Origin of the sequence: Halobellus sp. Atlit-38R (genome assembly GCF_003665925.1) — an archaeon.
Taxonomy (GTDB): Archaea; Halobacteriota; Halobacteria; order Halobacteriales; family Haloferacaceae; genus Haloquadratum; species Haloquadratum inordinatus.
This window is the reverse complement of the sequence record NZ_QXIJ01000004.1, coordinates 223,439-247,238: the sequence shown is the minus strand read 5'-3', so window position 1 is coordinate 247,238 and position 23,800 is coordinate 223,439. Positions and strand designations below refer to the sequence as shown.

Annotated in this window: 20 protein-coding genes and 1 pseudogene; 9 read left to right on the top strand and 12 right to left on the bottom strand. The window is 65.9% G+C overall.

The window, feature by feature from the left end; translation table 11 throughout:
• Nucleotides 1–38 precede the first annotated feature (38 nt).
• The 3 genes from D3D02_RS07950 to tbsP all read right to left on the bottom strand — a co-directional run bounded on the left by D3D02_RS07950 (nt 39) and on the right by tbsP (nt 3,223).
• On the bottom strand, nt 39–926 hold the full coding sequence (locus D3D02_RS07950) for a bifunctional methylenetetrahydrofolate dehydrogenase/methenyltetrahydrofolate cyclohydrolase (RefSeq protein ID WP_121569436.1): 888 nt from the start codon (nt 924–926) through the stop codon (nt 39–41).
• A 98-nt stretch (nt 927–1,024) separates the two neighbouring features.
• The gene (gene glyA, locus D3D02_RS07945; protein WP_121569435.1) at nt 1,025–2,272 is read right to left on the bottom strand and encodes a serine hydroxymethyltransferase; all 1,248 of its coding nucleotides are present in this window, start codon (nt 2,270–2,272) and stop codon (nt 1,025–1,027) included.
• 129 nt (nt 2,273–2,401) lie between these two features.
• The gene (gene tbsP, locus D3D02_RS07940; protein ID WP_121569434.1) at nt 2,402–3,223 is read right to left on the bottom strand and encodes a transcriptional regulator TbsP; all 822 of its coding nucleotides are present in this window, start codon (nt 3,221–3,223) and stop codon (nt 2,402–2,404) included.
• A gap of 141 nt (nt 3,224–3,364) precedes the next feature.
• Here tbsP and D3D02_RS07935 point away from each other — a divergent pair, with 141 nt between their 5' ends.
• Entirely contained in the window at nt 3,365–5,059 is a 1,695-nt protein-coding gene (locus D3D02_RS07935; protein WP_121569433.1) for a YcaO-like family protein, read from the top strand.
• A 356-nt stretch (nt 5,060–5,415) separates the two neighbouring features.
• Here the strand turns inward: D3D02_RS07935 and D3D02_RS07930 are convergent, their stop codons facing one another.
• The 3 genes from D3D02_RS07930 to D3D02_RS07920 form a co-directional block, all read right to left on the bottom strand.
• Nucleotides 5,416–6,555 (bottom strand): DUF63 family protein, encoded by a 1,140-nt coding sequence (locus D3D02_RS07930; RefSeq protein ID WP_121569432.1) that lies wholly within the window; start codon nt 6,553–6,555, stop codon nt 5,416–5,418.
• 89 nt (nt 6,556–6,644) lie between these two features.
• Nucleotides 6,645–7,094: an Lrp/AsnC family transcriptional regulator gene (locus D3D02_RS07925; protein WP_121569431.1), complete on the bottom strand. Its 450-nt coding sequence runs from the start codon at nt 7,092–7,094 to the stop codon at nt 6,645–6,647.
• Nucleotides 7,095–7,183: 89 nt separating this feature from the next.
• A complete protein-coding gene (locus D3D02_RS07920) occupies nt 7,184–7,981 on the bottom strand; it encodes an inositol monophosphatase (RefSeq protein ID WP_121569430.1) in 798 nt (265 codons plus the stop codon).
• A gap of 266 nt (nt 7,982–8,247) precedes the next feature.
• Here D3D02_RS07920 and D3D02_RS07915 point away from each other — a divergent pair, with 266 nt between their 5' ends.
• Nucleotides 8,248–8,529 (top strand): hypothetical protein, encoded by a 282-nt coding sequence (locus D3D02_RS07915; protein ID WP_121569429.1) that lies wholly within the window; start codon nt 8,248–8,250, stop codon nt 8,527–8,529.
• Between the two features lie 156 nt (nt 8,530–8,685).
• Here the strand turns inward: D3D02_RS07915 and D3D02_RS07910 are convergent, their stop codons facing one another.
• Both D3D02_RS07910 and D3D02_RS07905 read right to left on the bottom strand, forming a co-directional pair.
• Nucleotides 8,686–9,648, bottom strand: a complete 963-nt coding sequence (locus D3D02_RS07910) for a biotin--[acetyl-CoA-carboxylase] ligase (RefSeq protein WP_121569428.1) — start codon at nt 9,646–9,648, stop codon at nt 8,686–8,688.
• A 10-nt stretch (nt 9,649–9,658) separates the two neighbouring features.
• On the bottom strand, nt 9,659–11,506 hold the full coding sequence (locus tag D3D02_RS07905) for an acetyl-CoA carboxylase biotin carboxylase subunit (RefSeq protein WP_121569427.1): 1,848 nt from the start codon (nt 11,504–11,506) through the stop codon (nt 9,659–9,661).
• 272 nt (nt 11,507–11,778) lie between these two features.
• Here D3D02_RS07905 and asd point away from each other — a divergent pair, with 272 nt between their 5' ends.
• Complete coding sequence (gene asd, locus D3D02_RS07900) at nt 11,779–12,813, top strand: aspartate-semialdehyde dehydrogenase (protein WP_121569426.1); 1,035 nt, start codon at nt 11,779–11,781, stop codon at nt 12,811–12,813.
• An 85-nt stretch (nt 12,814–12,898) separates the two neighbouring features.
• Nucleotides 12,899–13,381 (top strand): redoxin domain-containing protein, encoded by a 483-nt coding sequence (locus tag D3D02_RS07895; protein WP_121569425.1) that lies wholly within the window; start codon nt 12,899–12,901, stop codon nt 13,379–13,381.
• 199 nt (nt 13,382–13,580) lie between these two features.
• Here the strand turns inward: D3D02_RS07895 and ilvD are convergent, their stop codons facing one another.
• From ilvD to D3D02_RS07875, 4 genes are all read right to left on the bottom strand, one after another.
• Nucleotides 13,581–15,332 (bottom strand): dihydroxy-acid dehydratase, encoded by a 1,752-nt coding sequence (gene ilvD, locus D3D02_RS07890; protein ID WP_121569424.1) that lies wholly within the window; start codon nt 15,330–15,332, stop codon nt 13,581–13,583.
• 105 nt (nt 15,333–15,437) lie between these two features.
• Nucleotides 15,438–16,193 carry a molybdenum cofactor biosynthesis protein B gene (locus D3D02_RS07885; protein WP_121569423.1) on the bottom strand — a complete coding sequence of 252 codons (756 nt, stop codon included), beginning with the start codon at nt 16,191–16,193 and terminating at the stop codon, nt 15,438–15,440.
• Nucleotides 16,194–16,334: 141 nt separating this feature from the next.
• On the bottom strand, nt 16,335–16,511 hold the full coding sequence (locus D3D02_RS07880; protein ID WP_121569422.1) for a 50S ribosomal protein L37e: 177 nt from the start codon (nt 16,509–16,511) through the stop codon (nt 16,335–16,337).
• A complete protein-coding gene (locus D3D02_RS07875; protein WP_121569421.1) occupies nt 16,508–16,741 on the bottom strand; it encodes an LSM domain-containing protein in 234 nt (77 codons plus the stop codon). Before D3D02_RS07875 ends, D3D02_RS07880 begins: the two co-directional genes overlap by 4 nt.
• 546 nt (nt 16,742–17,287) lie before the next feature.
• On the opposite strand from D3D02_RS07875, the gene D3D02_RS07870 reads away from it, so the two are divergent.
• From D3D02_RS07870 to D3D02_RS07850, 5 genes and pseudogenes are all read left to right on the top strand, one after another.
• Nucleotides 17,288–18,646, top strand: a complete 1,359-nt coding sequence (locus tag D3D02_RS07870) for a ribonuclease J (RefSeq protein ID WP_121569420.1) — start codon at nt 17,288–17,290, stop codon at nt 18,644–18,646.
• Between the two features lies 1 nt (nt 18,647).
• Nucleotides 18,648–19,694 carry a geranylfarnesyl diphosphate synthase gene (idsA3, locus tag D3D02_RS07865; RefSeq protein WP_121569419.1) on the top strand — a complete coding sequence of 349 codons (1,047 nt, stop codon included), beginning with the start codon at nt 18,648–18,650 and terminating at the stop codon, nt 19,692–19,694.
• Between the two features lie 95 nt (nt 19,695–19,789).
• Nucleotides 19,790–21,505, top strand: a complete 1,716-nt coding sequence (locus D3D02_RS07860) for a glutamate--tRNA ligase (protein ID WP_121569418.1) — start codon at nt 19,790–19,792, stop codon at nt 21,503–21,505.
• A 24-nt stretch (nt 21,506–21,529) separates the two neighbouring features.
• Nucleotides 21,530–22,261: a cyclase family protein gene (locus tag D3D02_RS07855; RefSeq protein WP_255410151.1), complete on the top strand. Its 732-nt coding sequence runs from the start codon at nt 21,530–21,532 to the stop codon at nt 22,259–22,261.
• 193 nt (nt 22,262–22,454) lie between these two features.
• A pseudogene (locus tag D3D02_RS07850) lies at nt 22,455–23,763 on the top strand (RNA-guided endonuclease InsQ/TnpB family protein).
• Nucleotides 23,764–23,800 lie beyond the last annotated feature (37 nt).

The window sequence follows — 23,800 nt, the reverse complement described above, 5'->3', positions numbered from 1 at the left end:
GCGGGACGGCGATATCGTAACAGGGAGTCGCCCGCGGCCTACGGCAGGTCGACCTCGATCCCGGCCACGTCGCCTGCGGCCTTGACAGTGTTCCACAGGAGCATCGCGCGCGTCATCGGCCCGACGCCGCCCGGGACGGGCGTGATCGCGCTCGCCTTCTCTTCTGCACTCTCGTAGTCGACGTCACCGACGAGTTCGGAGCCCTCGTCGGTCTCGACGCGGTTGATTCCGACGTCGATCACGACGGTCCCCTCCGAGAGCATCTCGCCGGTGATCATCTCGGGGACGCCAGCCGCGGCGATGACGATGTCGGCCGCACGCGTCTTTTCGGCGAGGTCATCAGTTCGGGAGTGACAGACAGTGACGGTCGCGTTGCCGCCCTCGGCCTTCTGGATCAGGAGGTTCGCCATCGGTTTGCCGACGATGTTCGAGCGGCCGACGACGACGGCGTCTGCGCCCTCGGTTTCGACGTCCGCGGCCGCGAGGAGCTTCTGGACGCCGTGGGGCGTGCAGGGCTTGTATCGGGCGTTGCCGGCGACGAGTCGACCGACGTTCTCGGGATGGAAGCCGTCGACGTCCTTCGCGGGGTCGATACGCCGCAGGACCTCCCGCTCGTCGACGTGGTCCGGCAGCGGCATCTGGACGAGGATGCCGTGTACCTCGGGGTCGGCGTTCAGCTCGTCGACCGTCTCGAAGAGTTCGTCTGCGGGGGCTTCGGGGTCGATCTCGATATCACGCGTCGCGATTCCGACTTCCTCGCAGTCTTTGTGCTTCATCGAGACGTACGTCTGGCTCGCAGGGTCGTCGTTCATCAGGACGGTGGCGAGACAGGGCGTCGTCCCTGCGTCGGTCAGCGTCTCGATGCTGTCCAGAAGGCCGTTTCGGACGTCTTCGGCGACAGCGTTGCCGTCGATGATCTCGGTCATACGCTATAGGGGTCGGTAGCACACTTCAAACGTGTGGGTTTCCGCGCTGAAAACGAGACAGATGCGTCGAAAAAACGGCGTGTCGTGTGTTTCGGGGCTTACTCGTACAGCGGGAACTCCTCGCAGAGTTCCTGTACGCGGTCTGCGACGTCTGCCACGACGTCCTCGTCGTCGTAGTTGTCGACCACGCGGACCACGAGTTCGCCGACCTCGCGGGTGGCCGCCTCGTCGAAGCCACGCGTCGTGACGCCTGGCGTCCCGAGACGGATTCCGCTCGGGTTGAACGCCGAGCGCGTCTCGCCGGGGACCGTGTTCGCGTTCATCACGATCCCGGCCTCTTCGAGCGCCGACTCGACGTCTTTGCCCGTCGTGTCGGGATGCGAGGGCCGCAGGTCGACCAACACGAGGTGGTTGTCCGTGCCGCCAGAGACGACTTCGAGACCGTGTTCGGAGAACGTCTCGGCGAGCGCTTTGGCGTTGTCGACCGTCTGTTCGGCGTAGGCGTCGAACTCCTCGGAGAGCGCCTCGCCGAAGCCGACGGCCTTGCCCGCGATGTTGTGCATCAGGGGGCCGCCCTGAGCGCCGGGGAAGACCGCATTGTCGATCGCGTCGGCGTGTTCCTCGTCGCACATAATGATCCCGCCGCGACCCGCGCGGATCGTCTTGTGCGTCGACCCCGTCACGAAGTCCGCGACGCCGACCGGCGACTCGTGGACGCCCGCTGCCACGAGGCCTGTGATGTGTGCGATGTCCGCGAGGTGGTACGCGTCGGTGTCGTCTGCGACTTCCTGCACGCGCTCGAAGTCGACCTCGCGGGGGTACGCGGAGTACCCGGAGACGATGATGTCGGGGTCGAACTCCTCGGCGATCTCGGCGAGGCCCTCGTAGTCGACGTAACCCGTCTCGGCGTCGACCTCGTACTGTTCGACTTCGTAGGTCTGCCCCGCGAAGTTCGCCGGGTGACCGTGCGAGAGGTGCCCGCCGTGTGTCAGATCCAGCGAGAGGATCTTGTCGCCCGGTTCCAGCATCGCGAGGTACACGCCCATATTCGCCTGCGACCCCGAATGCGGTTGGACGTTGACGTGCTCTGCGCCCCACAGCTCCTTCGCTCGCTCGATCGCCAGGTTCTCGACCTCGTCGGCGTACTCACAGCCCGCGTAGTACCGCTCGCCCGGGTACCCCTCCGCGTACTTGTTCGTGAGCGCACTCCCCTGCGCTTCGAGAACCGCCTCACTCGCGTGGTTCTCGCTCGCGATCATCGCCAGCGTGTCCCGCTGTCGCTGTACTTCGCCGGAGAGCGCGTCTGCGACGTCCGGGTCGACGTCGCGGACGTGGCTGTAGTCCATACGTCATAGGGGGCCCGTCCACCCAATAAGTGTGTTCACTTTGGATCCGACTGACGGTGAAATCGTCACAAACGTGCATTAGAATGGCGGGACGGCTCTCTCATCCGCCCGTCTGTCTTCCGACAACCGTCACTCCAGAACGTCGCGCGCGGCGGTCACGAGTTCGTCGGGATCCGCATCGTGGAGCCGGTCGTCGCCGAGTCGTAACCGCAGGCGCGGTCGACCGACGTCGATTGGGACCTTCTCCGTCTCGATCAGGCCCAGATCCTCCAGTTCGGTCTTCGTCCGCGAGAACGTCGCCTTGCTGGCGATGCCCACGTCCTCGCCCCACTTCGAGACGTCGTACAGGAGCACGTCGTTCTTCGCTGCGACGAGCAGGCTGATCGTGACTTCGTCGAGTCCCGGTCCGTCGCTTCGGACCGTTTCGAGCACCCCGAGAACCGCGTCGAAGTCCGAACGGACCGCTTCGCCGAGGTCCTCTTCGAGGGACGTACGGACTGCCGAAAGCGCGGGTGTTCGAAGTCGGAATTCCTCGGCTTCCTGGAACTGCTCACTGTAGGCGTCGTTTGCGCCCTCGACGAACGCCTCGTCGTCGGTTTGCAACCCGGCCACCTGGTCACCGGCGCTGACGACGGCGACGACCGACGAGTCGGTCACGAGCAGGGTGTTTTCGACCGGCTCCGCCGTAACGCGGAGTTCGAGGGTTCCGGAAACAACGAGATCGGCGGCGTTGCTCGCGACGAGGAAATCGTCCATCACGTCCTTCAACAACTGCTTGTCAGCGAGCACACGAATCGTGGGCGGGGACGCTGCCTCGGCGGCGACCTCGACGAGCGATACCACGATCTCCGGCGTCGGATCGAGTACGTACACGACGTCCGAAGCCGACTGGAGGGCCGACGAAATGACGTGCTCGACGTCGGAATCGAGCACGTTCGATTCAGAGGACATACGTTGTATAATTTACCAGTGTGTATTTAATTTTAACGCAGTATAGTCTGTATATTCTCTGATCCCGGTGGAGACGCCCCGAGCCTGGGCCATCGAGTCGGACCCCGCTGCTTTTTCTTCGTCACGGCCGACGGCGAATCTGTGACAAACGAGATCGAACTCGTCGGAAGCGGTCCCGCTGCAGCGGCCGCGGCGGCCGCCTTCGAGGACATCGACGCACGCGTAGTGGAGGCTGCCGAGGACCCGGCACTGACGCTCGTCGTCGTCCCGGCGGGAAGCGACGTCGAGGACGCTGTCGGCCCACGCGAGCGTCTTGTCGTGGTCGAAATCGGCGGCGTCGGTGGGCACGTGGTCGAATCCGTCGACGCCGGCGTCTCCGTGTTCGGCGCCGCGGGAGTCAGTTTCGCTGATCTGCGTGCGCGTGTTGCTGCGACGACCGACTCCACCGGAACGCCGTCTGGGGAGCGCAGCGCGGTTCGACTCGCCGGCGCGATCGCTGGTCGACGGGCCATCGCACTTCTCACGGGCGATGACGACGTTTCCGGAACGGTCGTCGAAGTCTCCGGCACGGAGATAACCGCAGAGCGGCCGATTCTCCCGGTACCCGACCCGACGTCGCGCGATCGAAGCGTTCGGCGGGAGTACCGAGCAGTCGACCTCGACGACTCACTGGCCCGCGCGGAACGGGCCCTCGACGAGCGGACGGGAATCGTCGCGCAGGTCGGCGAGCGCGAGTCGTTTCCGGTCCCGTACTACCTCGCACAGACGGCCGACACCGAAGGGTTCAGCGACGCTCGCGCGGCCGAGTTCGCGGCCGGCGTCGATCCCGACTGGGACGCCGCGTTTATGAAGGCACTCGGGGAGGCGCTGGAACGCTACTGCGCCGGCGTCTACCGCGGCTCGGAGTTCACCGTCGCTCCCGAGCGGACGCGGGCGCGCCCGGTTTCGCCGTCGCGCTTCGTCCGGCCCGACGACTATCAGGCCCCGGACCCCGAAACGCCGATTCCCTGGGTCTCGGGCGTCGACCTCGGAACCGACGAGACGGTGTCGCTGCCGGCGGAGTTCGTTCACTACCCGCCACCAGCCGAGCAGTACAAGCCGGCGATCACGACGGGACTGGGGCTCGGAAACTCGGGGGTCGAAGCCTTGCTGTCGGGCCTCTACGAGGTCGTCGAGCGGGACGCGACGATGCTCGCGTGGTACTCGACGTTCGAACCGCTGGAACTCACGGTCTCGGACCCCGGCTACGACGAACTCTGCAAGCGGGCGCGGGCGGAAGACCTGTCGGTGACGGCGCTGCTCGTGACCCAGGACGTCGACGTGCCGGTCGTGGCCGCGGCCGTCCACAGAGACGGGGAGTGGCCGCGGTTCGCCGTCGGGTCGGGGGCGTCGCTCGATCCGACCGACGCCGCGAGGTCGGCACTGGCGGAGGCGCTGCAGAACTGGATGGAACTGCGGTCTATGGGACCGAAGCAGGCTTCCGCAGAGGGCGGCGCGATCGGCGAGTACGCCGACTTCCCCGAGGCCGCTCGCGACTTCGTCGACGGCGACGCGAGCGTCCCGGCCGAACGCGTCGGCCCCGAGGAGCCCCCGAGTGGCACCACAGAACTCACAGCGGCGGTCGAGCGAGTCGCTGACGCCGGACTCGACGCCTACGCTGCGCGGACGACGACGGCCGACGTCGCCTCGCTCGGCTTCGAGGCTGTCCGGGTACTCGTGCCCGAAGCCCAACCGCTGTTCCAGGGGAGCCCGTTCTTCGGGGAACGCGCGCGGTCCGTCCCGTCAGACCTCGGATTCGAACCGGAGCCCGATCGGCCCTACCACCCGTTCCCGTGACTCGGTCTCCCTCGTGGCGGCGTGAGCTGGCGTGCGGAGCTATAGTAGCAGTTGCAACTGATTGCCCATCCGATCACACGACAGCGTACGATCGGATGCGTGAAGACTTGCAAATGCTACTATAGGGGTTATCGTAAGTGTCCATAGATTTCTCGCCGGACGGTACGGCGAGACTCTCCGAACAGTTACGATGATCCCTATATAACAGCCGACACCGACGGCGCGGCTCGCGCGACGGGGTGTCGGACTCCCGCAAATCGTCGCGCGGTACGCTAGTGAGTGATGCGGGCACTGGCCGCGTCTCAGTATAAAAGCGTTCGTCGCGAAGTTCTGTCCGGATACGAACAGTCGACCGCCTACACGCCGAACGTCGCGCGGAGCATATCTCGGGTGCCCGGACCGAGCCCGACCGCGAGGACGGCCACGAGCAACAACATCGTGTAGCGCGGACTCTCCTCGAAGATTTCGTCTTCGAACACCCAGAGCACGAACGTCGCAGCGACGAGTTTCACGAGGAGGAACGGCCACGTGTCGCCGGTCACCGCCAGCACCGACGCCGGGAGGAGCGAGCCGGTGACGTCGACGACGAACTGATTGACCGGGTGTTTCGGGACCAGATTCGGCCCCGCTCCGAGAGCGGTCATCCAGTCGAGGCCGATGACGTTCGCGACGCCGTCGATGGCGTGCCCCCAGAGGATGACGAAGCCGATTCGCCCGGTCCCCTCGTTCACGGCCGGCGCGAACCGCTCGATGAGCCACCACGTCGCGCCCGCGGTAATCGTCGCTCCGACGAGCACGGTCCCGAGGACCTGCGGATAGAACTCGACGCCCTCAGCCCCCGTGAGAAAGAGCGAGAAGAGGTAACCGAGCGTGACGACCAACACGACGGAGCCGACCCCGAACAGGAGGCGGTCGTACCGCTCGACGAGGCCGGAACGCGACGCCCAGACGGTGGCGACGACCGCGACGAGCGTCATCACGAAGACGGTGAAGTAGATGATCGGGCTGATAAACAGCGTGTTGAGCGGGTAGGTGATGAGGGCGTCCGCGGCGGGGACGGCGTCGTTGGCGTCCTCGACGACGCGGAGCGCCCCGCCGAAGAAGACGAACGGGAGCAGCGCGTAGAAGAACTCCCTGTCGGTGCCGAGGTCGAGTCGCCGCAGCAGGAAGACGACGCCGGTGAGCGCGACGAGCAGCGTCACCATATAGCCGACTTCGGAGACGAGCGTGTAGCCGGGGTACGCAACGGGCTCAGCGGCGCTCGCACACGCCTGCGAGCTGTACAGATACTCGACGGTGCTTCCGGGGCGGATAGCACAGACGGCGGAGTTCGCGTCCGCCTGCACGGGGCCCCAGAAGTAGTGCCAGATGAAGCCGTCGTAGACGGTCTCGGGAAGGACGAGCGATCCGATCACGAGCGCGACGAGCGCGGTTGCCACGCCCCCGGCCCAGAGCCGCTCGGGATCGACGCCGACGCGTTCGGCGACTGTTGACATACGCGAAAAGCCGACGGCGGGCGTGTTGAGGATTCCGGTCTGTGGTGCGCCGTCCGCGTGCCCGCAGGCCGGTCGAGCGATCCCGGCTATCAGATCGGCAGCGGCCGCTCTTCGAGATCAGTCGCGAGGATCACCATCGTCTGCGATCGGGAGAACCCCTCGACGTTCGCGATGTTGTCGAACATCAGTTCGCGGAGGCTGTCGGTGTCTTCGGCGTAGACGCGGAGCACGACGTCCCACTCGCCCGTCGTGAGATGAATTTCTTGGACCCCTTCGATCTCCCGTAGCCGTTCGAGCGCGTCGTTCTCGTTCCCCTGCTCGATTCGGAGACCGACGAGCGCCGACGTTCCGAGACCGATCGCCCGCGGATCGATCTTCGCGTGGTATCCCTCGATGACGCCGGCGTCCTCCATCCGACTCACACGATCGTGGACGGTCGCACTCGACATCTCGATCTGCCGTGCGACCTCGCTGAACGGCGTCCGCGCGTCAGACTGGAGGATCCGCAGAATCGCCCTGTCCGTCTCGTCCAGTTGCATAGTAACCGGTGATACCCCCAGCGACTTGCCGCTTTGGATGTGGTGGGGCTACATACGCCGAACGACGGAGGCGTCCGCCGAATACCGGTTCATTCGATCCGGCCGATCTCCTGGGCGGCGTCCAACATCGTCTCGTGGACGTGCCCGTTCGAGGCGACCAGGCCGACCGAATCGTGTCGCCAGCGCTCGCCATCGAGGTCGGTGACGGTCCCACCGGCCGCGCGAATCATCGCGACGCCGGCGACTGTGTCCCAGGGGTTGGCTCGCAGATTCGTCACGACGCCGTCGAGCGACCCGTCGGCGACGCCCGCGAGGGCGGCCTGCGCGCAACCGACGCGCCGGAGGTCACCGAAGCGGTCGACGATGGCCTGACAGGCCCGCCCGTACTGATCGCGGGCGTCGAAGTCCCACCACAGCGTCGGCGCGACGACGCCGGCCTCCGGATCGTCAGTGGTCGAGACGGTGACGGGATCACCGTTCCGGTACGTTTGCTCACCGTCCGTCCAGTAAACGTCGTCGAGCGCAGGGAAGTGCGTCGCGCCCGCCAGCGGCTCCTCGTCCCGGACCGAAGCGACCGCGGTCCCCCACACGCGAGTGCCGCGGACGTAGTTGTTCGTCCCATCGATCGGGTCGATCACCCACGCCGCGCCGGAGTCGGGGATCACTTTCAGTTCGTCCTCTTCCTCGCCGACGATCGCGTCTTCGGGGTACGGTTCCCTGATGGCGTCGATGACGGCCACCTGCGCGTCGCGATCGGCCTGCGTCACGACGTCTGTCTTTCCCTCTTTCTGCTCGACGTCGATCTCGGTCCGAAAGCGCTCGACTGCGACGGCCGCGCCCGCCTCGGCCGCCTGCCGTGCGACCGCCGTCCGGTCTTCGTTCACCATACGTGCGCACGGTTCGCGGCGGTCCTAAACGTCTCGGCTGTAAACGTCTCTATAGTAGCGTTTGCACGTCTTCACCCACCGAATCGCACGCAGTCGTGCGATTGGCTGTGTACTCAGTTGCAAACGCGACTATACTCGGTGCGTGTCGTACCAGCGCCGCGTCGCGTTCCGTCGGGCGAAGAACCGATAGACAGCGCCGCTACTGCACTATTAACTCGATTTCGAGTCTGAGTACATTTTAGTATCCAGCTCCCGTTATTACAGGTATGAACCCGTCCGACGCGGCACGACAGCTTCGGTACGCAGTCGCCTCGAAGACCGACACCTACGACTACGAGATCAGCCACTGGGAAACGCACGCGTACGAGGACGTATTCGCCGAGGTCGCCGAAGAGGGCGACCTCTCCGACGTGATGAACGTCGTCGAGGAACTCGGCTCGCGCTTCGTCGACGGCACCCGCCCGTCACCGGCTGAAGCCCGCCAGATCGCCGACGGCGTTCTCACCGCCGGCGGCCGCCCGCTCACTGACGGCGGCGACGGGAACTGATACTGTCGGCTATCCGACCGTCGGCTGTCGGGTGTCGCGACTCCGGGGTCGCGAATCTCGTAGGCAGTCACACCAGACACCACGACGCTGTCTGCCGCGGACGCGGACCACGTTCGGCTCGGCTTTTTCTGCAGGCCGCTGTTCGAAGATCGAGCGCTAGCTGGGCCGCAAGTGTTCGCAGTCGCCCGCGTGGACGACTTCCTCGCCGTCGTCAGTCTGTACGACGAGACTTCCGGGGAAGCGGATGTCGACAGCTTCCCCTTCGATCGTTCCACGCGGGGTTTCGACCCGGACCCGTCGGCCGAGCGTCGCGGCGTGCTCGCGCCAGGCATCGAGGACTGCGTCGAGATCGGCGTCTTCGGCCGTCAGATCGTAAAACGTCTCCAGCATCCGCTGGAGGAACACGCGTCGATCCACGTCGCCGACTTCCGCGCGGAGGCTCGTCGCTCCCGACGGGAGGTCCTCCCGGTCGATGTTCGCGTTCACGCCACAGCCCGCGACGAGCCACGAGACGCGGTCGGCCTCGCCCTCCATTTCGGTCAGAATCCCGGCGAGCTTTCGCTCCGTCTGCGTGGATTCGGCCGTCTCCCCGCCCCCGGCCACGAGCACGTCGTTTGGCCACTTGATCTGCGCGTCGACGCCGACCTCCCGCGCTGCACTGGCGATGGCGACGGCGGCCGCGAGCGTGTACATCGGGGCCTCGCTGGGCGGGCGTTGCGGGCGGACGAGCACGCTCGCCCAGATGCCGCCCGACGGCGCGGTCCACTCGCGCTCTAAGCGTCCACGGCTCCCGGTCTGCTCGTCGGCGACGACGACGACGTCGGATTCCCCCTCGTCGGCGAGTTCACGGGCGCGATGGTTCGTGTTCCCGATTTCGTCGTGATACTCGATCCGGTAGGGTGCCTCAAGTCCGAACTCGATCGCCGCGGCCCCGTACGCCGGCACGTCGACGATGCGATAGCCGTCGTCGCCGCTTTCGACCGCGAAGCCCTCCTCGCGGAGCGCCTCGACCTGTTTCCAGACGGCCGCTCGCGAGACGCCCAGTTGCTCGGCGAGCACCGGCCCCGAGACGGGACCGTCGGCGAGCGCGGCCACGAGCGCGCGTCGGGTCTCGTTCATCTGCTTTCTCCTACTCCAGGACGACGAGCACGTCGCCCATATCCGCGCTGTCGCCCTCCTCGACGAGGACCTGCGTGACGGTGCCGCCGCGTTCGGTGACGATGTCGTTCTCCATCTTCATCGCCTCCAGGACGCAGACGACGTCGCCGGCGGCGACCTCCTCGCCCTCCTCGACTTCGACAGAGAGGATCGTGCCCTGCATCTCGGCAGCGACCTGCTCGCCCTCGCCCTCGATGACGACTTCGTCGTCGTCTTCCGACGTCGCTTCTTCGGGTCGCGAGCGCGTCGCCTGTGCACCCTGGCCGCCAGCCCCGCCGCCGTTGCTGATCGCTTCGACGTCTGGCATCGGAGGGGCACCGCGCTCTTCGAGGTTGACCTCGAAGCGCTTGCCGTTGACCTCGACGGTGAACTCGCGCTCGGTCACTTCTTCGGCGTCGGTCTCGTCGCTCTCACCGTCCGCGTCGGTGGTGGCAACCGTGTCGGCCGACCCCCACTTCTCGACTGCCTGGTCGATCCGCTCGCGGTCAAGTTCCTCGTCGAGGTACTTCGTCGTGTGCTCGCCCGCGCGGAACGCCTCGTCGGTCAGCATCAGGCGGTGGAACGGAACGATCGTCTGGATCCCCTCGATCTCGAACTCCGAGAGCGCCCGCTCCGAGCGTGCGAGACATTCCTCGCGGTCGCCTGCGGAGACGATCAGTTTCGCGATCATCGAGTCGTAGTCGCCGCCGATCTCGTCGCCCTGTCGGACGGCGTCGTCGACGCGAACGCCGATGCCGCCGGGCGGATCGTACGTCTCCAGGGACCCCGTCGCGGGCGCGAAGTCGTTTGCGGCGTCCTCGGCGTTGATCCGGTACTCGATCGCGTGGCCCTCGATCTCGACGTCCGCCTGTGCGAAGTCGAGCTCGTCGCCGGCGGCGACGCGCAGTTGCCACTTCACCACGTCGATCCCGGTGACTTCCTCGGTGGCGGTGTGTTCGACCTGGATCCGCGTGTTGACCTCCATAAAGTAGAACTCCCCGTCCTCGACGAGGAACTCGACCGTCCCGGCGTTGGTGTAGTCGGCCTCGCGAACGCCGCGGCGGGCCGCCTCGCCGATCCGCTCGCGGAGGTCGGCGTCGAGCGCCGGCGACGGCGCTTCTTCGATCACCTTCTGGTGGCGTCGCTGGAGCGAGCAGTCGCGCTCGCCGAGGTGCCGGACGTTCCCGTGCTCGTCGGCGAGGATCTGCACCTCGACGTGCCGCGGCGCTTCGAGGTACTTCTCGACGTAGACGGAGGCGTTGTCGAAGTACGCCTCGCCCTCGCGCTGGGCCGTCTCCAACTGCTCTTCGACCTCGTCTTCGGAGCGGACGACTTTCAGCCCGCGCCCGCCGCCGCCGCCCTCGGCTTTGATCGCGACCGGATAGCCGTACTCTGCGGCGATGTCCTTGACTTCGTCTGCGGACTCGACCGGCTCTGTCGTCCCCGGGACGACCGGCACGTCCGCCTCCTGCATCAGCGCGCGGGCTTTCGTCTTCTCGCCGAGGCGCTCCATCGCGTCAGCGGACGGGCCGATCCAGGTCAGTTCGCTCTCCTCGACCTTTCGGGCGAACTCGGCGTTCTCCGCGAGGAAGCCGTAGCCCGGGTGGACGGCGTCGGCGCCCGCCTTGCGTCCGGCCTCGATGACGGCCTCGTGGTCGAGATACGAGTCCGCGGCGCGCGCGGGACCGACGTTGTACGCCTCGTCGGCGTACCGGACGTGCCCGGCGTGCTTGTCGGCGTCGCTGTAGACCGCGACGGTGCGGACACCGAGATCGCGGCACGCCCGCATCACTCGCAGGGCGATCTCTCCGCGATTGGCGACGAGAACCTTGCTGAACATTTGTCGAAACGTTCTGAAACGCGGCACGTCTATCTGTCGGTTCTGCACGAAGGGGTATTCGACGATCGTCGATCTGTCCGCGGCCTGTCGAACTCAAAAAAGCGCCGACATCGAGGGGGGCAGACGCAGTTTTGGTGAAAAATCTTATTCAAGTATCTCGGATACCGTATATTACTCAATTTCTCTCCCGATGTTAGCGACGTATCTGAACGTTCGTGAAATACGCGGGAAATCCAAACCGCCTTATGTGTGTGTCTCCCACGCCCACGGTAATGACAGTACGTGTCGGTATCCTCGGCGCAACGGGCGCAGTGGGACAGCGATTCATCCAACTCCTCGACGACCACCCGACGTTCGAACTCGCGGCGCTCACCGCCTCGGAAGACAGCGCGGGCAAGACCTACCGCGAGGCGGCGAAGTGGCGCGTGAACACGCCGATCCCGGACGACGTCGCAGAGATGACCGTCGGCGCGACGACGCCGGGAGACGTTCCGGACGACGTCGATCTGCTTTTCTCGTCGCTCCCGTCCGGCGTCGCGGCCGAAGTCGAACCCGAGTTCCTCGACGCGGGCTACGTGGTCTCTTCGAACTCCTCGAACGACCGGATGGCCCCGGACGTCCCGCTCACGATCCCCGAGATCAACGCCGAGCACCTCGACCTCATCGAGGTGCAGCGCGACGAACGCGGCTGGGACGGCGCGCTCGTGAAGAACCCGAACTGCTCGACGATCACGATGGTCCCGACGCTCGCGGCGCTCGACCAGTTCGGTCTCGAAGCCGTGCAGGTCTCGACGCTGCAGGCGGTCTCCGGCGCGGGCTACTCCGGCGTCACGTCGATGGAGATCATCGACAACGCCATCCCGCACATCAACGGCGAGGACGAGAAGATGGAAACCGAGTCCCGAAAGCTCCTCGGCGAGTTCGACGGCGCGGAGATCGACCTCCACGGAATGGACGTCGCCGCCTCCTGTAACCGCATTCCGACGCTCGACGGCCACCTCGAGAACGTCTTCGCCGAAACGGCCGAGGACGTCTCGACCGAGGACGTCGCCGAAGCGATGCGGGAATTCCCGAGCGTGGATCTCCCCTCCTCGCCCGACCAGCTCATTCACGTCTTCGAGGACTTCGACCGGCCGCAGCCCCGCCTCGATCGCGAGCGCGGCGACGGGATGCAGATCTCCGCCGGCGGCATCCAGACGACCGACAACGGCGTGAAGTACAACTGCCTCGCGCACAACACGATCCGCGGCGCAGCGGGCGCCTCGCTGCTCAACGGCGAACTCCTCGTCGAAGAAGGCTGGGTCTAAGCGCCCCGGCGCCGCTCGACCCGTGTCCAGCTAGCAGTTGCACCCATTACATTTTGGTCGCTCGCGTCCGATATGGTGAGTGACGATGTCACAGACCCCCACTATCGGCGACGACGCACCGACGTTCTCCGTAACCCAGGCTGACGGCGACGTGTCGGCGTTCTATCTGGACGACGTGATCGGTCACGGCCCCGTGGTTCTCGCGTTCTTCCCGGGCGCGTTCACGCCACCGTGTACGAACGAGATGGTTGCCCTGCAGGAGCACAGCGATGAGTTCGAGGCCGCCGGCGCGAGCGTGTACGGGGTGAGCGCCGACTCGGCGTTCTCCCAGAACGCCTTCCGCGAGGAACACGGCATCGAGTTCCCGCTGCTCAGCGATATGGCACGGAGCGCCATCGACAAGTACGGTGTCGAGATCGACATCGACGACCTCGGCCTCCTCGGCGTCGCGAACCGTTCGGTGTTCATCATCGACGACGACGGCACGATCGCTTACGACTGGATCGCCGAGGATCCGACGAACGAACCCGACTACGAGGAACTGCTCTCGGAAGTGCAGGACCTCTAAGCGTCGACCACGACGCCAAAATATCCCCTGAGGTCACACAGCGAGGCGAGCCACGCGAGCCTCGCGGTTTTTGCTCCACCGCGAGACGCAAGCGTCTCACGAGCCGCACATCGCTCCGCTCAGTGAGACTTTTTTCGCGCGCTGGGTTCCCGCAGCGGTGCGAAGCGCCGCGAGTCCCCGGTAAAAAGGTGGGGTAGTTTTATTGCTTCGCGCCGGGGTTCGTCACCGCGCCGTTCGCGGCCGAGCCGAAGTCGTTACCGTACTTCGCGAGCACGCCGGTCGTGTACTGCGGGTCCTTGGGCTCCCACTCGTCGCGGCGCTCGTCAAGTTCGTCCTCCGAGAGGTCGACGGAGAGTTCGCGCTCGGGAATGTCGACGGTAACCTCATCGCCGTCTTCTAAGAGCGCGATCGGGCCGCCGACCGCGGCCTCGGGGGCGACGTGGCCGACCATCGGGCCGCGGGTCGCACCGGAGAAGCGGCCGTCGGTCAGGAGCGCGACGTCGTCCTCGTGGCCCTGGCCGACGACGGCGGCGGTGACGCCGAGCATCTCCCGCATCCCGGGGCCGCCCTGCGGTCCCTCGTTACGGATGACGATGACGTCGCCGGATTCGATGTGGCCCTCCTGGACGTAGCGCATCGCCTCCTCCTCGCTCTCGAAGAGGCGGGCGGGGCCGGAGTGGTGGAACTTGTCGTCGCCGGTGACCTTCAGGACCGCACCGTCGGGCGCGAGGTTTCCGGTGAGGATCTTGATCGCACCTTCCTCCTGGTAGGGGTCGTCGACGGTGTAGATGAACTCGTCTGAGACCTCCTCTTCGTCGGGGAGGTCCATCGCCTCGAGTTCCTCGGCGATCGTCCGCCCGGTGACGGTCATCGCGTCGCCGTGGAACAGGCCGGCGTCGAGGAGGCGACGGATCACGACCGGGACGCCGCCCTCCTCGTGGAGGTCGTTCATCGTCTTCGTGCCGCCGGGCTGGAGGTTCGCGATCTTCGGCGTCCGCTTCGAGATCTCGTCGAACTCCTCGATCGTGAGGTCGATGCCAGCCTCCGCGGCGAGTGCGAGCAGGTGCAGCACGGCGTTGGTCGAACCGCCGATCGCGACCTGCAGGGCGATGGCGTTCTCGAAGGACGTCTTCGAGAGGATGTCGGAGGGACGAAGGCCTTCCTCGACGGCCTGCAGGACCGCTTCGCCGGAGCGCCGCGCGACGTCGTAGCGCTCGTCGGATTCGGCCGGCGCGTCGGCCGTGCCGAGCGGGGCCATCCCGAGTGCCTCCGAGATCGACGCCATCGTGTTCGCGGTGAACATCCCGCCGCAGGAACCCGCGCCGGGGCAGGCGTGCCGTTCGAGGTCGTCGAGTTCCTCGGCGCTCATATCGCCCTGCGCGTAGGTGCCGACGCCCTCGAAGACGTTCTGGACGGTCACGTCGCGGCCCTCGTGCTGGCCGGGCATAATCGACCCGCCGTAGAGGAAGACCGAGGGCAGATCCGTCCGGATCGAGGCCATCATCATTCCGGGGAGGTTCTTGTCACAGCCCGCGACCGTGACGAGCGCGTCCATCCGCTCGCCGAACGCGACGAGCTCGACGGAGTCGGCGATGACCTCTCGGGAGATCAGCGACGCCTTCATCCCCTCGGTGCCCATCGAGATCGCGTCCGAGATGGTGATCGTCCCGAACTCGATCGGCATCCCGCCGGCGTCCTCGATGCCCTTGATCGCCGCGTCGGCGACGTCGTCGAGGTGAACGTTACACGGGGTGATGTCCGCGGCCGGGTTCGCGACGCCGACCATCGGGGAGCCGAGGTCCTCGTCGTCGAAGCCCATCGCGCGGAACATCGCCCGGTGCGGGGCCTTGTCCGGCCCCTCGGTGACGTCCGTGCTGGGGAGGTCGGGGTCCTTCCCGCTGGAGAACGGTTCGCCGTCCTCCTCGCGTTCGGGGGGTTCCTGCTTGCTCATACACGAGTCGTTGTCGCAGTGGCATTAAAAGGCCACGCATACCCTCTCGCTCGCCGGTTATGCGTCGTTGCGGCCGCCCCCCTTGCCGGTACCGTTCTCGGGACCTTACGAGGCGTCTTGTGCGTCCTCGTCGTCCGCTGCGTCGGGTTCTTCTTCCTCCGCTTCTTCCGCTTCTTCCGCTTCTTCCGCTTCTTCCGCTTCTTCCGCTTCTTCCGCACGCGTCGCCAACCCCGCGAGGTGGGGCGCCTCGGGGACGATGATCTCCTCGCTTCCGAGGCGGGCCGCGTTCTCGCTGCCGGGCAGACAGAACACCGGCACGCCCTGGACGATGCCCGCCGTTGCACGGGTCCCGACGACGCGCGTGCCGATCTCGGACTCCGAGCGTCGGCGGAACAGTTCGCCGAAGCCCGGGAGGTCCTTCTGGAATAGGTCGCCGACGGCTTCGACGGTCACGTCGTCAGGCGTGACGCCCGTGCCGCCCGTCGTCACCAGCACGTCGACGTCGTCGCGGTCGACGAGCCGATCGACGGTCGACTGCACACCGTCGAAATCGTCGTCGACGACGTCTCGGACGGTGACGTCGTGGCCGCTATCGTCGAACGCAGCAGCGATCACGTCGCCCGCCGCGTCGTCGTCGATCGTCCGCGACGTGGAGACCGTGACGACGGCCGCAGACAGCGACGCGACGTCGTGGGCGTGATGGTGGTCGTGATGGTGATCGTCGTCTCCGTGGCCGTGATGGTGATCGTCGTTTCCGTGGCCGTGATGGTGATCCTCGTCGTGATCGTGGCCGCGGTCCTCGTGCTGGTGGTCGGTATCGTGCGTGTCCGCTCCAGAGTGGGACTGCTCGTCGTGGGTCACACCACGCGGTTTGGCGCCCGGTGACAAAATGTCACCCGATACCGGGCGCTCGCGGGTGTCGAGTTCGAGAGTCCCGTGTCGGCCGTCCGACGGCGACTCGGGAGAACGAAGCGAGAAGAGACGTAGTGTCAGACCGCCAGTTCAGTTGTCGCCGGCCTTCGACGTCCACTCGTAGTCGCGACGTTTCGCCGATTTGCCGAAGCCACAGGACGAGCAGACCTTCTTTTTGACGTGGTAGGACTTCTCGCCGCAGCGGCGGCACTTGACGTGCGTCGTCTTGTTCTTCTTTCCTTGGCTAGGGGTTCCAGCACCCGTCATGTTTGTATCGTGACGACGTTGTCACCGCGTATAATCGTTGTGTCTTCGACCGCCGTGACGTCCAGCTCCCCGAGGACGGTCGCGTCCGCGTCCGTCGCCGGTTCGAGAACGGCGTTCATATGTTGGTCGTACCCGGCGAGAGTTCCGTAGTACGCGGTGCCGTCCTTCAGAGTGACCGTGACGACGTCTTCGAGTGCGGCTTCGAGAACGTCGAGGGGTCGTCCGCTCATACCCCAAGCGCCTCCCGTTTCGGTATTAAATGTGCCGGACCACCGCCGAATCGTCGGCGTACGGCGGCGAACGTTCTCATAGGGATTATCGTAACTGTTCAGAGATTCTCGCCGTACTATCCGGCGAGAAATCTATGCGGACGTACGGTAATCCCTCTCGCTGGTCGACATACGAGTGTTTCCGACCCTATGTGGGTGCGTCCCCCGACGCTGTGCGTCCCTGTGGGCTGTCGTACTGGGAACGATCGCCGCTGCTGGGTCTTCTCGGCGTGCGTTGCCGCACTCTCGCGCAGAGATTCGCCGCGCGTATCCAACCCGGATAGTTTTTAGTACCCGGCCGAGAACCGTTTTGTACCAAGACTCCCGCGGGTAAGTGCTTCGGCCGTTCCGGGGCACGCGGGACCGACGACCGACGCGCTGTAAGACGCCGGGGCCGATCGGTCCCGAGACGCGTCGCTCACGAGTTGTGGGCGGCCGTCGAACACGACGGGACGTTTGAGTGAGCACCCTCGCCACGTCAGTGGCTTTCGATGCTCGGATTCAACTATGGAAATCGAAATCGCGACAATTGGCGGATACGAAGAGGTCGGTCGACAGATGACGGCCGTTCGCGCGGGCGACGACGTCGTCATCTTCGACATGGGCCTGAACCTCAGTCAGGTCCTCATCCACGACAACGTGGAGACCGAAAAGATGCACAGCCTCGATCTGATCGATATGGGCGCCATCCCGGACGACCGGGTGATGTCCGACCTCGAGGGCGACGTGCAGGCCATCGTGCCCACGCACGGTCACCTCGACCACATCGGCGCAATCTCGAAGCTCGCCCACCGGTACAACGCGCCGGTCGTGGCCTCGCCGTTCACCATCGAACTGGTGAAACAGCAGGTCGAAGGCGAGACCAAGTTCAGCGAGAGCTTCGACAACGACCTGGTCAAGATGCAGGCCGGCGAGACGATGTCGATCGGCGACTCTGGCAACGTCGAACTCGAGTTCGTGCACGTCACGCACTCGATCATCGACGCGATCAACCCGGTCGTGCACACGCCCGAGGGCGCGATCGTCTACGGCCTCGACAAGCGGATGGACCACTCGCCGGTGCTGGAAGATCCGATCGATATGCAGCGCTTCCGTGAGATCGGCCGCGAGGGCAACGGCGTCCTCTGTTACATCGAAGACTGTACGAACGCGGGGCGCAAGGGACGGACGCCCTCGGAGTCGCACGCCCGTTCGCACCTCGAAGACACGATCCGATCGATCGAAGACTACGACGGCGGGATCGTCGCCACGACGTTCTCCTCACACGTCTCGCGTGTCTCCTCGATCGTCGAGTTCGCGAAGGACATCGGTCGCCAGCCCGTCCTGCTCGGCCGCTCGATGGAGAAGTACTCCGGCACCGCAGAACGCCTCGGCTTCGTCGACTTCCCCGACGACGTCGGGATGTACGGCCACCGGAAGTCCGTCGACCGGACGTTCAAGCGGATTATGAAGGAAGGCAAGGAGAACTACCTCCCCATCGTGACGGGACACCAGGGCGAACCGCGCGCGATGCTCACCCGGATGGGCCGCGGCGAGACCCCCTACGAAATCGAGGACGGCGACAAGGTCATCTTCTCGGCGCGGGTCATCCCCGAACCGACGAACGAGGGCCAGCGCTACCAGTCCGAGCGCCTCCTGCGGATGCAGGGCGCGCGCATCTACGACGAGATCCACGTCTCGGGCCACCTGCGCGAGGAGGGCCACTACCAGATGCTCGATGCGCTCCAGCCGCAGCACATCATCCCCGCCCACCAGGACCTCGAAGGCTTCGCGCCGTACGTCGACCTCGCGGAGTCGCAGGGCTACGCGATGGGCCGGGATCTGCACGTCACGCGGAACGGGAATATGATCCAGCTGGTGGAGTGAGATGAGTTCGGAAGCGGCGGAGGAACGGGTACTCGAAGCGGTCACGAAGCGACGCGAGCTCGTCAACGAGGCGCTCGACGAGGACGTCCCGATGAAGTCCCCGGAGCGGCTCTACGAGGCGACCCGCTACCTGCTGAAGGCCGGCGGCAAGCGGCTTCGGCCGACGGTGTCGCTTTTGACCGCAGAGGCGCTCGCAGACGTCGAACCGCTCTCGGCCGACTACCACGCGTTCCCGGCGCTCGACGGCTCGGAGATCGACGTGATGTCGGCGGCGACGAGCATCGAGGTCATCCAGTCGTTCACGCTGATCCACGACGACATTATGGACGACGACGACCTCCGTCGCGGCGTCCCCGCGGTCCACAAAGAGTACGACACCGAGACGGCGATCCTCGCGGGCGACACGCTCTACGCGAAGGCCTTCGAGTTGCTGTCTGAGACCGGCGCAGATCCCGCGAACGGTCTCGAAGCCGTCCGACGGCTCGCGACGACCTGTACACAGATCTGTGAGGGGCAGGCGCTGGACGTCGAGTTCGAGCGCCGCACCGAGGTGCTCCCCGAGGAGTACCTCGAGATGATCGAACTGAAGACCGCCGTGCTGTACGGCGCGGCGACGGCGACGGCGGCGACCCTGATGGACGCCGACGACGAGACCGTCGAGGCGCTCTATCGGTACGGGATCGACTCCGGACGCGCATTCCAGATCCAAGACGACGTCCTCGATCTGACAGTCCCCTCGGAGAAACTCGGCAAACAGCGCGGTTCGGACCTCGTCGAGAACAAGGAGACGCTCATCACGCTGCACGCACGGCAGCAGGGCGTCGACGTCGACGACCTCGTCGATGCCAACGACGTCGAGTCCGTCTCCGAAGCCGAGATCGATCAGGCGGTCGCCGAACTCGACGCCGCCGGGTCGATCGAGTACGCAGAGCAGAAGGCCCAAGAGCTCACGGCGAACGCGAAAGACCACCTCGACGTCCTCCCGGACAACGAGGCGCGCGCGCTGCTGTGTGACATCGCCGACTACCTGATCTCGCGCGGATACTAGCGTCCGCCGATCAGCGGTCGGCTCGCGTGGACCGCTGCGCCGTCCACCCACCCAATCCGGGTCTGTTTTTACCGGGGAGGACGCACTGCCGCGTAATGGACGACGATCTACGCGAGCAGGTCGAGCGCGAGGCCGAAAAGCACGCGCTGCTCAACGCAGTCAAGTACGAGAGCGACGCCGACGTGGGCGCCGTGATGGGGCCGCTGATGGGCGAGAATCCCGACTTCCGCCCGCACGGCGATGAGATCCCCGGCGTCGTCGGCGGCGTCGTCGCCCGCGTCAACGACCTCTCGACCGAGGAGAAGCGCGAACGTCTGGAGACGCTCGCACCGGAGGAACTCGAGGAGATCGAAGCCGAAGACGAGGGCGACGAACACGATCTCCCGGACCTCCCGAACGCCGAGGCGTACGACGAGGTGCGGATGCGTGCCGCGCCGAACCCGAACGGCCCCTGGCACATCGGCCACGCCCGGATGCCCGCCGTCATCGGCTCCTACAAGGAGCGCTACGACGGGTCGTTCATCGTCCGGTTCGACGACACCGACCCCGAGACCAAGCGCCCGGATCTCGACGCCTACGACGCCATCCTCGACGACATCGACTACCTCGGGTTCGAGCCCGACGACGTCATCATCGCGTCGGACAGACTGGAAACCTACTACGAGCACGCCCGGAACCTCATCGACGCCGGCGGCGCGTACACCTGCTCGTGCTCGGGCGAGACCTTCTCCGACCTGAAGAACAGCGGCGAGGCCTGTCCGCACCGCGACAAAGACGCCGAGACCACGATGGACGAGTTCGAGGCGATGATCGACGGCGAGTACAGCGCCGGCGAGATGGTCCTCCGCGTGCGGACCGACATCGAGCACAAGAACCCCGCGCTCCGCGACTGGGTCGCCTTCCGGATGATCGACACGCCCCACCCGCGCGAGGAGGCGGCAGCGTACCGGTGCTGGCCGATGCTCGACTTCCAGTCCGGCGTCGACGACCACCTCACGGGCGTCACGCACATCATCCGCGGCATCGACCTCCAGGACTCCGCGAAGCGCCAGCAGTTCGTCTACGACTACTTCGACTGGGAGTACCCCGAAGTGATCCACTGGGGCCACGTCCAGGTCGACGCCTACGACGTGAAACTCTCGACCTCGACGCTGAAGGAGAAGATCGAGGCCGGCGAACTCGACGGTTGGGACGACCCGCGCGCGCCGACGCTGAAGAGCCTCCGCCGCCGCGGAATCCGCGGTGAGGCGGTCGTCGAGGCGCTGACCACGCTCGGCACGTCGACCTCGAACGTCGACCTCTCGATGAGTTCGATCTACGCCGAGAACCGCGATCTCGTCGACGACGACGCCGAGCGCTACTTCCTCGTCCGCGACGGCGAGCGCTTCGCGGTCGCGGGCGGTCCGGACGCGGGCCACCCGCCGCTGCACCCCGACCACGAGGAGCGCGGCGAGCGGACCATCCCCGCGACCGACGGCGTCGTGCTCGAAGCCGACGACGTGCCCGCGGAGGGCGAGCGCGTCTGGCTGAAGGGCTACGCCTGCGTCCGCCGCGAGGGCGACGACCTCGTCGCGACCGACGACGACATCGACGTGGTCCGCGCTGGCGACGTCGACGTCGTCCACTGGGCTCCCGCCGAAGACGTCGTCGACGTCCGGATGCGCTCGCCCGACGGCGACGTGACGGGCGTCGCCGAACCCGACTTCGCCGACACCGCGGTCGACGACGTGGTCCAGTTCGAGCGGATCGGCTTCGCCCGCGTCGACGAACACGGCGCCGAGGAGTCGGTCGTCTACTGGACGCATCCCTGAGGACGCATTCGTGAGGGCACATTCGTGAGCGACCAGGCGGACCCGGACTCGGACTCGGTTTCGGAACCCGCGGCGGACGGCAGCCTGATCGACCTCACGCGGGCCGTCGAGTCGGGGATGCCGACGTACCCCGGTGATCCCGACGTGCGGATCGAACCGCACGCGACGCACGAAGCCGACGGCTACCGCGTCTCCCGGGTCGGACTTGGGTCCCACACCGGCACGCACGTCGACGCGCCCGCGCACACCGAACCGGACGGGGCGACGCTCGGCGCGTTCGACCTCGAGGACCTCCGGTTCGACGCCCGCGTCGTCGACTGCCGGGACGTCGGGGCCGGTGAGGCGATCGCTCCCGACGTGCTGGAACCCGACGGGGCGAACGCCGGTCTCGACGGCGTGTCCGCGCTCGTCTTCCGCACCGGGTGGGCCGACGCGTGGGGGTCCGACCGGATGCTCGCGCACCCGTATCTAGCGCCCGAAACCGCGCGCCGATGCGCCGAGGCCGACGTCGCCGTCGTGACCGACGCGCTCAGTCCCGATCCATCGGGCGGAGCGGAAGATTCCGACAACGCGTCTCACGCCGATCCCGGTCACGACCTCCCGGCCCACCGCGCGCTCTTGGGCGCGGGACTCCCCATCGTCGAGAACGTCTGCAACCTCGGTGCGCTCTCTGAAACAGGGGTCTTCGAGTTGATCGTCTGCCCGTTGAAGATCGACGCCGACGGCGCACCGGCGCGCGTTCTCGCGCGGGTCTGAGATTTCTGGGCACGCCTTTTCCCCACTCCACGCGCTGGCAGGCGGCGGCGCGAACTCCGAGTTCAACTGAGGCGGTAGCGCGGAGTCCCCTTCCTCAAGGAATGAGCGGAGCGAGTGAGTAGGGAGGGGAGGAGCGCGTTCGTATAGACAATGAGCACTGGCTTATAAGTAGCAGTAGGTCCACATTGAAACTGTGGCAGACGACTACGTGCGTCGGACGGCAATCACTCGTCTCGAAGTTACGGACGAGCAACGCGACCTCCTCGAAGAAACCATCTCCGAGTGGAAGCGTGGTTGCCAACTCGCCACGGATATGGCGTGGAACGTCTGCAACGCTAAGAGCGACGTCCAGCCCCTCGCCTACGATGACATACGCGAACACACCGACCTCGGGAGTCAGCACGCGATTCTTGCCACTCACCAAGCCGCCCAAGCCATCACCGGCTGTATCGAACGCCGCTCCAAAGGCAAGACGGTGAGCAAGCCCACCTTCACCGCACCGACCGTGAAATACGATACGCGGACTATGACGCTGTTCGACGACGATACGGTGTCGCTCTCCACCACGGAGAGTCGCGTCCGATGTGACCTTGCGCTGCCCGATGCCGACGAAGGCTACCAACGGCAGTACCTTGACTCCGACGAGTGGAGTGTCACGGAAAGCACGCTCACCGCCCGTGACGGCGAGTACTTCTTGCATATCGGCTTCCGCCGATCGAAGACCGACACCGAGCGGAACACCGCCGAGGACGGAACGGTCCTCGGGGTTGACCTCGGGATCGAAAACCTCGCCGTCACCAGTACCGCCTCCTTCTTCAGCGGGCGAGAGCTAGCTCACGACCTCCGTGAGTTTGAGAAGGTACGTGCTGGACTCCAACAGACCGGGACGCGAAGCGCCCACCGAACGCTCGAACAGTCGAGTGGCCGCGAACTTCGCTACGTCCGCGATGTGCTTCACCGGGCGTCGAACGCTATCGTAGACGAAGCACTCCGCTATGAGTGCGACGTGATAGCGTTCGAGGACTTGACGGACATCCGCGACCGAACGGGTGCGTCGTGGGGGCACAAATGGGCGTTCCGAACGTTGTACGAGCAAGTGGAGTACAAGGCCGAGCCAGAGGGTATCTCGGTGAAGCAAGTGGGATCGGCGTACACGTCTCAGCGGTGCGCCGAGTGTGGGTTCACGGCGGATGAGAACCGCTCGACTCGAAACGACTTCCGGTGCGTGAAGTGCGAGGCGGAGGCGAACGCGGATTACAACGCGGTCGCCGGATTACATCCGGCGGGCAGCAAAGTCACTGCGTGACTTTGCGACGGCGAAGAACATCGGACTGCGGTACGTCCGTCGAGGCCAACAGTCGTCTCGGCGGACGGGCAACAGTCAACTTGCCCTCAAGTCTGGAACAGTGACGCCGAGCGACGGATTCACCGCCCACCCGGAAGGGTTCGAGGCCGAGTTCATGGACAAGCCCCGTCCTCAACGAGCGCGTCAGCGCGAGTAGGGCGGGGTAGTTGACATCCGAGTAAAACGTCGCGTAA

Excerpts from the sequence above, each read along its gene's own strand:
- D3D02_RS07950 (WP_121569436.1), bottom strand. The coding sequence starts at position 926 with ATGACCGAGATCATCGACGGCAACGCTGTCGCCGAAGACGTCCGAAAC.
- glyA (WP_121569435.1), bottom strand. The coding sequence starts at position 2,272 with ATGGACTACAGCCACGTCCGCGACGTCGACCCGGACGTCGCAGACGCG.
- tbsP (WP_121569434.1), bottom strand. The coding sequence starts at position 3,223 with ATGTCCTCTGAATCGAACGTGCTCGATTCCGACGTCGAGCACGTCATT.
- D3D02_RS07930 (WP_121569432.1), bottom strand. The coding sequence starts at position 6,555 with ATGTCAACAGTCGCCGAACGCGTCGGCGTCGATCCCGAGCGGCTCTGG.
- D3D02_RS07925 (WP_121569431.1), bottom strand. The coding sequence starts at position 7,094 with ATGCAACTGGACGAGACGGACAGGGCGATTCTGCGGATCCTCCAGTCT.
- D3D02_RS07920 (WP_121569430.1), bottom strand. The coding sequence starts at position 7,981 with ATGGTGAACGAAGACCGGACGGCGGTCGCACGGCAGGCGGCCGAGGCG.
- D3D02_RS07915 (WP_121569429.1), top strand. The coding sequence starts at position 8,248 with ATGAACCCGTCCGACGCGGCACGACAGCTTCGGTACGCAGTCGCCTCG.
- D3D02_RS07910 (WP_121569428.1), bottom strand. The coding sequence starts at position 9,648 with ATGAACGAGACCCGACGCGCGCTCGTGGCCGCGCTCGCCGACGGTCCC.
- D3D02_RS07905 (WP_121569427.1), bottom strand. The coding sequence starts at position 11,506 with ATGTTCAGCAAGGTTCTCGTCGCCAATCGCGGAGAGATCGCCCTGCGA.
- asd (WP_121569426.1), top strand. The coding sequence starts at position 11,779 with ATGACAGTACGTGTCGGTATCCTCGGCGCAACGGGCGCAGTGGGACAG.
- D3D02_RS07895 (WP_121569425.1), top strand. The coding sequence starts at position 12,899 with ATGTCACAGACCCCCACTATCGGCGACGACGCACCGACGTTCTCCGTA.
- ilvD (WP_121569424.1), bottom strand. The coding sequence starts at position 15,332 with ATGAGCAAGCAGGAACCCCCCGAACGCGAGGAGGACGGCGAACCGTTC.
- D3D02_RS07880 (WP_121569422.1), bottom strand. The coding sequence starts at position 16,511 with ATGACGGGTGCTGGAACCCCTAGCCAAGGAAAGAAGAACAAGACGACG.
- D3D02_RS07875 (WP_121569421.1), bottom strand. The coding sequence starts at position 16,741 with ATGAGCGGACGACCCCTCGACGTTCTCGAAGCCGCACTCGAAGACGTC.
- D3D02_RS07870 (WP_121569420.1), top strand. The coding sequence starts at position 17,288 with ATGGAAATCGAAATCGCGACAATTGGCGGATACGAAGAGGTCGGTCGA.
- idsA3 (WP_121569419.1), top strand. The coding sequence starts at position 18,648 with ATGAGTTCGGAAGCGGCGGAGGAACGGGTACTCGAAGCGGTCACGAAG.
- D3D02_RS07860 (WP_121569418.1), top strand. The coding sequence starts at position 19,790 with ATGGACGACGATCTACGCGAGCAGGTCGAGCGCGAGGCCGAAAAGCAC.